At 66.9% G+C, this 9924-nt stretch carries 6 protein-coding genes; 4 read left to right on the top strand and 2 right to left on the bottom strand.

All coding sequences use genetic code 11. The features are described from left to right. Positions 1–128 precede the first annotated feature (128 nt). Both glmS and CI41S_RS26915 read left to right on the top strand, forming a co-directional pair. On the top strand, positions 129–1955 hold the full coding sequence (gene glmS, locus CI41S_RS26910; RefSeq protein ID WP_139862358.1) for a glutamine--fructose-6-phosphate transaminase (isomerizing): 1827 nt from the start codon (positions 129–131) through the stop codon (positions 1953–1955). Positions 1956–2154: 199 nt separating this feature from the next. Next, positions 2155–2931: a DUF502 domain-containing protein gene (locus tag CI41S_RS26915; RefSeq protein WP_139483498.1), complete on the top strand. Its 777-nt coding sequence runs from the start codon at positions 2155–2157 to the stop codon at positions 2929–2931. 207 nt (positions 2932–3138) lie between these two features. On the opposite strand, the gene recG is transcribed toward CI41S_RS26915, so the two are convergent. Next, positions 3139–5247: an ATP-dependent DNA helicase RecG gene (gene recG / locus CI41S_RS26920; protein ID WP_139862359.1), complete on the bottom strand. Its 2109-nt coding sequence runs from the start codon at positions 5245–5247 to the stop codon at positions 3139–3141. Positions 5248–5487: 240 nt separating this feature from the next. Between recG and CI41S_RS26925 the strand changes: the two genes are divergently transcribed. After that, entirely contained in the window at positions 5488–5778 is a 291-nt protein-coding gene (locus CI41S_RS26925; protein WP_139483502.1) for an FAD assembly factor SdhE, read from the top strand. Next, complete coding sequence (gene mfd / locus CI41S_RS26930) at positions 5775–9293, top strand: transcription-repair coupling factor (protein WP_139862360.1); 3519 nt, start codon at positions 5775–5777, stop codon at positions 9291–9293. The genes CI41S_RS26925 and mfd overlap by 4 nt, the downstream gene beginning before the upstream one ends. Before the next feature lie 286 nt (positions 9294–9579). Here mfd and CI41S_RS26935 read toward each other — a convergent pair. Beyond that, on the bottom strand, positions 9580–9924 hold a 345-nt coding region (locus CI41S_RS26935; protein WP_139862361.1), incomplete at its 5' end, for a transposase.

The raw sequence follows: 9924 nt of genomic DNA on the forward strand, positions 1-9924 counted from the left end.
ATCGATATCGCCGCTTAAGACTGTCGCAATCCGCAATAATTATTGAGTATCTTGCGGCCGGCGATTCCCGTTAAGGGACCGTGTCGCCGCGTTGGCAAATTTTCGGCGATTTGGGGACATTGAACCGCATGTGCGGCATCGTCGGCATTCTTGGACGCGCTCCGGTCGCGGAGCAATTGGTGGATTCGCTGAAGCGGCTCGAATATCGCGGCTATGATTCCGCCGGGGTCGCCACGCTGGAGAACGGGGCGCTGGCGCGTCGCCGCGCCGAGGGCAAGCTGAAGAACCTGGAGGCCCGGCTCGAGGCCAAGCCGCTCGGCGGCCATACCGGCATCGGCCACACCCGCTGGGCCACCCATGGCCGGCCGACCGAGAACAATGCGCATCCGCACGCCACCGAGCGGGTCGCCGTGGTGCATAACGGCATCATCGAGAACTTTCGCGAGCTGCGCGAGGGCCTCGAGGCCAAGGGCACGGTGTTCTCGACCGAGACCGACACCGAGGTCGTGGTGCACCTGGTCGACAATCTGCTGAAGGGCGGTGTCGCGCCGGTCGAGGCGGTGCGGGCGGTGCTGTCGCAGCTGCGCGGCGCGTTTGCCCTCGGCCTGATCTTCGCCGGCGAGGACGACCTGATGATCGGCGCCCGCAACGGCCCGCCGCTGGCGATCGGCCACGGCGACGGCGAGATGTATCTCGGCTCCGATGCGATCGCGCTCGGGCCGTTCACCGACACGATCAGCTATCTCGAGGACGGCGACTGGGTGGTGCTGAATCGCAAGGGCGCCACCATCTTCGACAAGGACAACGCCATCGTCCACCGCGAGGCGATCAAGCACCTGACGGCGACCGCGCTGGTCGACAAGGCCAACTACCGCCACTTCATGGCAAAGGAAATCCACGAGCAGCCGGAAGTGGTCGGGCACACGCTCGCCCGTTACGTCGACATGGCGACCGAGCGCGTTACCATGCCGGTCAAGCTGCCGTTCGACTTCAAGAACATCCAGCGCGTCTCGATCACCGCCTGCGGTACCGCGAGCTATGCCGGCTTCGTCGCGAAGTATTGGCTGGAGCGGCTGGCGCGGCTGCCGGTTGAGCTCGATGTCGCCTCCGAATTCCGCTACCGCGAGGCGCCGCTGCGCAAGGGCGATCTCGCGGTCTTCATCTCGCAGTCCGGCGAGACCGCCGACACGCTGGCGGCGCTGCGCTACGCCAAGGCGCAGGGCGCGTACACGCTCTCGGTGGTCAACGTGCCGACCTCGACGATCGCGCGCGAGAGCGAGGTGGTGCTGCCGACCTTGGCCGGGCCGGAGATCGGCGTCGCCTCGACAAAGGCGTTCACCTGCCAGCTGATGGTGCTGGCCTCGCTCGCGGTCGCCGCCGGCAAGGCGCGCGGCGAGCTGTCCGATGCCGACGAGGCCAAGCTGGTGCATTCGCTGGTCGAGATTCCGCGGCTGATGTCGGAGGCGCTCACCACCGAGCCCCATATCGAGAAGCTGGCGCGCGAGATCTCGAAGTCGCGCGACGTGCTCTATCTCGGCCGCGGCACCAGCTATCCGCTGGCGCTGGAGGGCGCGCTGAAGCTGAAGGAAATCTCCTACATCCACGCCGAGGGCTACGCTGCCGGCGAGCTCAAGCACGGGCCGATCGCGCTGATCGACGAGCACATGCCGGTCGTGGTGATCGCGCCCTACGACAAGGTGTTCGAGAAGACCGTCTCGAACATGCAGGAGGTCGCCGCGCGCGGCGGCAAGATCATCCTGATGACCGACGCCAGGGGCGCGGCGGAGGCGACCATCCAGTCGCTGGTGACGATCGTGATGCCCGACATGGGCGCGACCTTTGCGCCGATGGTCTATGCCGTGCCGGTGCAGCTGTTGGCCTATCATACCGCCGTGGTGATGGGCACCGACGTCGACCAGCCGAGGAACCTGGCGAAATCGGTCACGGTCGAATAGTCGCAAGTGACGCCGTCACGCGGCCCTTCAAAAACCTGCTAGGATGGCTTAGCTGAGGGGTGCTTGCGCGCGGTGGTTCGGGACAGGATTATCATCGTGCGCTAGCCCGTTGTTTATGCATGATCTTTTTTGGAAAACCGCGGCGCACTTTTCCGGATCATGCTGGTGAGGACGGCCGCGTCGACGACCTGGAACCGCAATGACGTCCAACCAAGTGCCTCCCGTCTCGTCAGGTGAACTGCCCCCCGACGCCCCGCGCGGGCTGATGGCCCGGTTTCGCAACTATTTCCTGACTGGCCTCGTGGTGGCCGGGCCGGTCGCGATCACGCTGTATCTGACCTGGTGGTTCGTGAACTGGGTCGACAATCTGGTGCGGCCGTTCGTGCCGACCGCGTACCGGCCGGAAACCTATCTGCCGTTCGGACTGCCCGGTTCCGGCCTGATCGTCGCCGTGATCGCGCTGACCCTGCTCGGCTTCCTCACCGCCAATCTGATCGGCCGCACCTTGGTCGATCTCGGCGAGCGGTTGCTCGGGCGGATCCCGGCGGTGCGCGCAATCTATCGCGGGCTGAAGCAGGTGTTCGAGACGCTGTTCTCCGGCAACGGCTCGAGCTTCCGCCGCGTCGGCCTCGTCGAATTTCCCTCGCCGGGGATGTGGTCGATCGTGCTGATCTCGCAGGCGCCGAGCGCGGAGCTTGCCGCCAGCCTGCCCGGCGCGGAGGAGCACATCTCGGTGTTCCTGCCGTGCGCGCCGAACCCGACCACCGGCTTCTTCTTCTACGTGCCGAAGAGCAAGATCATCGAGATCGAGATGAGCACCGAGGATGCCGCCACGCTGATCATGTCGGCCGGCGTGGTGCAGCCCGGCGCCGCCGACCAGAAGCGCGCCGCAGCGCTCGCCGGCGTCGCCAACGCCGCCCGCATCGCCAGTCAGGCCTCGCTGCAACCGGCCGCAGCGCCGGCGAAGGTGGAGTAGGGCGGCGCGCCTGTGTACGGCGCGCCTGATCTTGCTATCGTACCGTCATCCTGAGGAGCGCGCTCTTGCGCGCGTCTCGAAGGATGAATCGGCCCCGCTGGTGGCCGTCGATCCTTCGAGGCTCGCAAGAGCTCGCACCTCCAGCGACAAGGGCTCCGCCTTTGCGCGGGGATGACGGGACAGACGGGTGGCGTGTGTCGCGTTGAATCACCCAGCCCCGATCAGCGGCACGGCTTCGTCGCGTTCGTAGAGGTAGAGCAGGCAGCGCAGTGCGTCGCCGCGCTCGCCTTTCAGTTTTGGATTGTCCTTCATGATGCGCAGCGCCTCGTCGCGGGCTTGCGTGATCAGCTGGGCGTGGATGTCGGAGCGGGCGATGCGGTAGCCGGGCAGGCCGCTCTGGCGGATGCCGAGCACGTCGCCTTCGCCGCGCAGTTTGAGGTCCTCCTCGGCGATGCGGAAACCGTCCGTGGTCTCGCGGATCACCTTCAGCCGCGCCTTCGACATCTCGCCGAGCGGCTCCTTGTAGAGCAGGAGGCAGGTCGAGGCCTCCGAGCCGCGGCCGATGCGGCCGCGCAGCTGGTGCAGCTGGGCGAGGCCAAAGCGCTCGGCGTTCTCGATCACCATGATGGTCGCGGCAGGGACGTCGACGCCGACCTCGACGACGGTGGTGGCGACCAACAGCCCGATCTCATGCGCGGCGAACTGCGCCATCACGCGATCCTTTTCCGCGCCCTTCATCTGGCCATGCACCAGGCCGACGCGATCGCCGAACCGTTTTTGCAGCGACTCGAAGCGCTCGGTGGCGTTGGTGAGATGCTCGGTGCCTTCAGCTTCGGACTCATCGACCAGCGGGCAGATCCAGTACACCAGCTTGCCGGCGCCGAGCGCGCGGCCGACGCCGTCCATCACGTCCTCGATCCGGCTCATCGGCACCGCGCGGGTATCGATCGGCTGCCGGCCGGCGGGTTTTTCGCGCAGCTCGGAGACGTCCATGTCGCCGAAATAAGTCAGCACCAGCGTGCGCGGGATCGGGGTGGCGCTCAGCACCAGCACGTCGACGGCCGCGCCCTTGGAGGTTAGCGCGAGGCGTTCGCGCACGCCAAAACGGTGCTGCTCGTCGACCACGGCGAGCGCGAGGTCCTTGTAGATCACGTCGTCCTGGATCAGCGCGTGCGTGCCAACCAACAGATCGATCTCGCCGGCCTCGAGCCGCGCCAACAGCTCGCGGCGCTCCTTGCCCTTCTCGCGGCCGGTGAGGATGGCGACGCGCATCCCCGCGCGCTCGGCGAGCGGCGCGATGGTCTTGATGTGCTGGCGCGCCAAAATCTCGGTCGGCGCCATCAGCGCCGCCTGCTTGCCGGCTTCCGCGACGGCGGCGGCCGCAAGCAGCGCCACCACGGTCTTGCCGGAGCCGACGTCGCCCTGCACCAGCCGCAGCATGCGCACCGGCTGGCGCAAATCCTCGGTGATGGCGGCGACCGCCTCACGCTGCGATTTGGTCAGCGCATAGGGCAGGGCGTCGATGATCTTGCTGCGCAGATGGCCGTCGCCGGCATTGCGAACCCCGGCGGGGCGGCGCAGCGTGGCGCGGATCAGCGCCAGCGCGAGCTGGCCGGCCAGCAACTCGTCGAACGCCAGCCGTGACCAGAACGGGCCATCGGGCAAAATGTCGGTCAGCTCGACCGGGACATGGACACGGGTCAGCGCTTCCCGGATCGGCGGAAACTTGCAGCGGCGCAGCACCTCGGGGCTGATCCACTCCGGCAAGTCAGGCAGTTTGGTCAGCGCCTGCGCGATGGCGCGGCGGAGCGAGCCAATCGCAAGGCCCTCGGTCAGCGGATAAACCGGATCGATGCCGGAGAGTTTTGCAAAACCGGCCTCGTCGACAACGCGGTCGGGATGCACGATCTGCGGAATGCCGTCATACAGCGCCAGCGTGCCGGAGACGTAGCGTTTCTCGCCGACCGGCAGCAGCTTCTCGACAAAGCCGGGCGGGCTGCGGAAATAGGTCAGCACCACATCGCCGGTGTCGTCGCTGGCATAGACCAGGTACGGCGCGCGCGAATTGCGCGGCGGCGGCGGGCGATGGCGGTCGACGGTGACCTCCAAGGTCACCATGGTTCCCACCGCGGCGTCGCGGATTTTTGGCCGCGCCCGGCGGTCGATCACGCTGGCGGGCAGATGCAGCAGCAGGTCGACCAGCCGCGGCGTCTCGCTGCGGTCGAGCAGATAGCGCAGCAGCTTGTCCTGCTTCGGGCCGACGCCTGACAGCGTCGTGACCGGGGCAAACAGCGGATTGAGCAGGCTGGGGCGCATTCGGAAAACCTAGGACTAATCTTCACCGTCATGCCCGGCCTTGTGCCGGGCATCCACGTCTTTTTTTGGAGCCGCTTGTTCGCCGGGTCCCGCCTTCGCCAAGGCTTCGGCGGGCGGGCAAGCCCGGCAATGACAACATGGCTCGCAGGCCGCAGATGAGGGCTGACATCGGCCATCGCGGTGGCTATATCAACCCCGCCCGGCACGTCCGGGCTTTTGGCGTTGGATGGATTTTGCGACATGACGGGATCGACACGGTCGAGCAGTGGGCTCGATGACCGCCGCAAGCGGCTTTTGTTTCGCTGCTGGCACCGCGGCACGCGGGAGATGGACCTGATCCTCGGCCGTTTTGCGGACGCCACCATCGCCGATCTCACCGACCAGGAACTGGCCGAGCTCGAGCACCTGATCGAGGTGCCCGATCCGGACCTCTATGCCGCACTGACCGGCGACAAGCAGCTGGCGGCCGAACACGCGACCGCGCTGTTTGCCCGCATCAAGGCGTTTCGGGTGGCGGATCACGGCGCATGAAACAGCCTTTGAAATCGCCGGCCGCGATGCTGGCGCCCGGCCGCGTGCTGACCATCGCCAATGTCGCCGAGGGCGCCGAGGGGCTCGTCATCTCCGATCTCGCGCGCGCGATCGCGGCCAAGCCGAAGCGCACCGCCGTGAGTCTGGCCGTGGTCTGCCGCGACGGCGCGCGGATGCAGCAGCTCTCGCGCGCGCTGGAATTCTTCGCCCCCGACATCGCGGTGATGCAGATCCCGGCCTGGGACTGCCAGCCCTATGACCGCGTCTCGCCGCATTCCGGTATCCTGGCGCAGCGCCTCACCACGCTGGCGAAATTGTCGCGGCTGGTCGGCTCCGACAAGCCGCTGATCGTGCTGACCACGGTGAACGCCGCCGTGCAGCGAGTGCCGGCGCGCGAGCTGGTTGCCGCGCAGGCGCTGTCGGTCGCGCCGGGCAACGTGGTGCCGATGGACTCCGTCGTGGCCTGGCTCGAGCACAACGGCTACAGCCGCTCGTCCACGGTACGCGAGCCCGGCGAATACGCCGTGCGCGGCGGCATCCTCGACCTGTTTCCGGCCGGCCTCGACCAGCCGGTGCGGTTCGACTTCTTCGGCGACAGCCTTGAATCGATCCGCAGCTTCGATGCCGAGACCCAGCGCACGCTGCTCGACATGCGCGGGCTCGACCTCGTGCCGGTCTCGGAATTCCAGCTCACCACCGAAACCATCCGCCGCTTCCGCATGGGCTATGTCGCAGCGTTCGGTGCGCCGGAGCGCGCCGACCAGCTCTATGAAGCCGTCTCCGAGGGCCGCCGCCATCCCGGCATGGAGCATTGGCTGCCGCTGTTCCAGGAGCGGATGGACACGCTGTTCGACTATCTCGACGGCGCGGTGGTCGCGATCGAGCCGCAGGCCGAGGACGCCGCGCGCGAACGCTTCACCCAGATCGTCGACTATTTCGAGGCGCGCCGCGAGGCGCTGGAGCATCCCGGCAGCGGCGCGATCTACAAGCCGCTGCCGCCGGACAAGCTCTATCTGACCGAGAGCGAGTGGACAAAGCTGCTCGGCGATGCGCCGCTGGCGCGGCTGACGCCGTTCGCGGTGCCGGAAGGCTCGACCGAGGTGTTCGACGCCGGCGCGCGGGCCGGCCGCAACTTTGCGCCGGAACGTGCCGACACCAAGGTCAACGTGTTCGAGGCCGTGGTCGGCCATGTCGGCGCGCTGCAGTCGCAGCGTAAGAAGGTGGTGATCGCGCTGTGGAGCGAAGGCTCGCGCGACCGCATGGGCGCGATGCTGCGCGACCACAAGCTGCTCAACACCACCAGCGTCAACACCTGGCGGATCGTGCAGGCGACGCCGCGCAACGAGACCATGCTGGCCGTGCTCGGCATGGAGTCCGGTTTCGAGACCGACGAATTCGCCGTCATCAGCGAGCAGGACATTTTGGGCGACCGCCTGGTGCGGCCGCGCAAGGCGAGCCGTAAGCTCGACAATTTCATCTCGGAGGTGACGAGCCTTGCGACCGGCGATCTCGTGGTCCATGTCGAGCACGGCATCGGCCGCTTCGTCGGCCTGCAGACGCTGGAGGTCTCCGGCGCGCCGCATGACTGCCTCGAGCTGCATTATGCCGCCGAGACAAAACTGTTCCTGCCGGTCGAAAACATCGAGCTGCTGTCGCGCTATGGCTCCGACAGCGCCAACGTCGAGCTGGATCGCCTGGGTGGCGGCGGCTGGCAGGCGCGCAAGGCCAAGCTGAAGAACCGCATCCGCGAGATCGCGGGCGAGTTGATCAAGATCGCCGCCGAACGGCAGCTGCACGAGGCGCCGAAATTCCCGCTGCAGCCGCATGTCTATGACGAGTTCTGCGCGCGCTTCCCCTATGAGGAGACCGAGGATCAGCTCGGGGCCATTACCTCGACACTGAAAGACCTCGAAATCGGCCGCCCGATGGACCGGCTGATCTGCGGCGACGTCGGCTTCGGTAAGACCGAGGTGGCGCTGCGGGCGGCCTTTGCGGTGGCGCTGGAGGGCAGGCAGGTCGCGGTCGTGGTGCCGACCACGCTGCTGGCGCGGCAGCACTCGCGCACCTTCGCCGAGCGCTTCCGCGGCTTCCCCGTCAACGTCGCGCAGGCCTCGCGGCTGGTCTCGACCAAGGAGCTGAACCAGGTCAAGAAGGGAATCGCCGACGGCAGCGTCGACATCGTGGTCGGCACCCATGCGCTGCTCGGCAAGACCATCAAGTTCAAGGACCTTGGCCTCCTGATCGTCGACGAGGAGCAGCACTTTGGCGTCAGCCACAAGGAGCGGCTGAAGCAGCTCCGCGCCCAGGTCCACGTGCTGACGCTGTCGGCGACGCCGATCCCGCGCACGCTCCAGTTGGCATTGACCGGTGTCCGCGAGCTCTCGATCATCGCCTCGCCGCCGGTCGATCGCCTCGCGGTGCGCACCTTCGTCGCGCCGCATGATCCCCTGATGATCCGCGAGGCGCTGCTGCGCGAGCGCTATCGCGGCGGCCAGGCGTTCTACGTCGTGCCGCGGATCGAGGACCTCGCCGGCGTCAAGGACTTCCTCGACAAGAACGTGCCGGAGATGAAGGTCGCGGTCGCCCACGGCCAGATGCCGCCGACCGTGATCGAGGACATCATGTCCGCGTTCTATGACGGCAAATACGACATCCTGCTGTCGACCACGATCGTCGAGTCCGGGCTCGACATTCCGAACGCCAACACGCTGATCGTGCACCGCGCCGACATGTTCGGTCTGGCGCAGCTCTATCAGCTGCGCGGCCGCGTCGGCCGTTCGAAGCTGCGCGCCTATGCGCTGTTCACGCTGCCGGCACAGCAGAAAATCACCGCGCAGGCGGAGCGGCGGCTCAAAGTGCTGCAATCGCTGGAGACGCTCGGGGCCGGCTTCCAGCTCGCCTCGCACGACCTCGATATCCGCGGCGCCGGCAATCTGCTCGGCGAGGAACAGTCCGGCCACATCAAGGAGGTCGGCTTCGAGCTGTACCAGTCGATGCTGGAGGAGGCGATCGTCAACCTCAAGGCCGGCGTCGCCGAGCCGGCCGCCGACCGCTGGTCGCCGCAGATCACGATCGGCATGCCGGTGCTGATCCCCGAGGATTACGTCAACGATCTCTCAGTGCGACTGTCGCTGTATCGCCGGCTCGCCGATCTCGACACCGATGGCGAGATCGACAGCTTCGCCGCCGAGATGCGCGACCGTTTTGGCGTGCTGCCGGACGAGGTGCGCTATCTGTTCAAGGTGGCCGCGATCAAGGCGTATTGCCGCCGGGCCAATGTCGAGAAGGTCGACGCCGGCCCGAAGGGCGCGGTGATCGCATTCCGCGACAACTCGTTTGCGCGGCCGGATCGGCTGGTGTCGTTCATTCGCCAGCACGGCCAGGCCGCAAAAGTGCGGCCGGACATGAAGGTGGTGTTCTTCCAGGATTGGGAGACGCCGGAAGAGCGGCTCGCGGGGACGACGGAGATCTTGCGCCAGCTCGCCAATCTCGCGGAGAGCAAGAAGGCAGCGTGAGGCGGAGCTATCTCCACGTCATGTATGGACGGCCCCCTGTCGGCAAGGGCTTTCTTGATGTTTCGGCAAGCGGATCGGGGAGCGGTCATGTATACGGCCTCGAGATGCGGCCATTGACCGCGGGCCCTGATGGAGATCGCTGATCGAATTCCAATCATTGCGGCGCGCTGTGACGCGCGATGACGTGGCGGAGTGTTTCGATCCCGGTTTCCTGACCATTTGCCATCACACCTTGATTGCCCTTCCGATAGGAATGAGCGCGAGCGCGGCGGCTGTCGCCCCTCGACTAGGCAGCAGCCGGCGCGCTCGCGCGGTCGCGGTAAGGTTCTCCTTTGACCAGCATGGCCCAGATGATGCGCGCGGTCTTGGCGGCGAAGGCCACCATGGCGACCTTGTAGGGCCGCCGCGCCAGCAAATCACGCAGCCATGGATCGCTGACGCCGCGCGCCTTCTGCTGCCGCAGATGGGCGCTGGCGCCGTTGATGAAGAGCGCGCGCAGCACGCGATCGCCCTGCTTGGAGATGCGGCCTGGGCGATGCTTGCCCCCGGTGCCGTGATCTTTGCCGGTGAGCCCGATCCAGGCGGCAAAGTCCCGGCCGGAGCGGAACAGCTTCGCATCGGGCACTTTGGC

Source organism: Bradyrhizobium ivorense (assembly GCF_900696085.1).
GTDB lineage: Bacteria > Pseudomonadota > Alphaproteobacteria > Rhizobiales > Xanthobacteraceae > Bradyrhizobium > Bradyrhizobium ivorense.

Excerpts from the sequence above, each read along its gene's own strand:
- CI41S_RS26915 (WP_139483498.1), top strand. The coding sequence starts at position 2,155 with ATGACGTCCAACCAAGTGCCTCCCGTCTCGTCAGGTGAACTGCCCCCC.
- glmS (WP_139862358.1), top strand. The coding sequence starts at position 129 with ATGTGCGGCATCGTCGGCATTCTTGGACGCGCTCCGGTCGCGGAGCAA.
- mfd (WP_139862360.1), top strand. The coding sequence starts at position 5,775 with ATGAAACAGCCTTTGAAATCGCCGGCCGCGATGCTGGCGCCCGGCCGC.
- CI41S_RS26925 (WP_139483502.1), top strand. The coding sequence starts at position 5,488 with ATGACGGGATCGACACGGTCGAGCAGTGGGCTCGATGACCGCCGCAAG.
- recG (WP_139862359.1), bottom strand. The coding sequence starts at position 5,247 with ATGCGCCCCAGCCTGCTCAATCCGCTGTTTGCCCCGGTCACGACGCTG.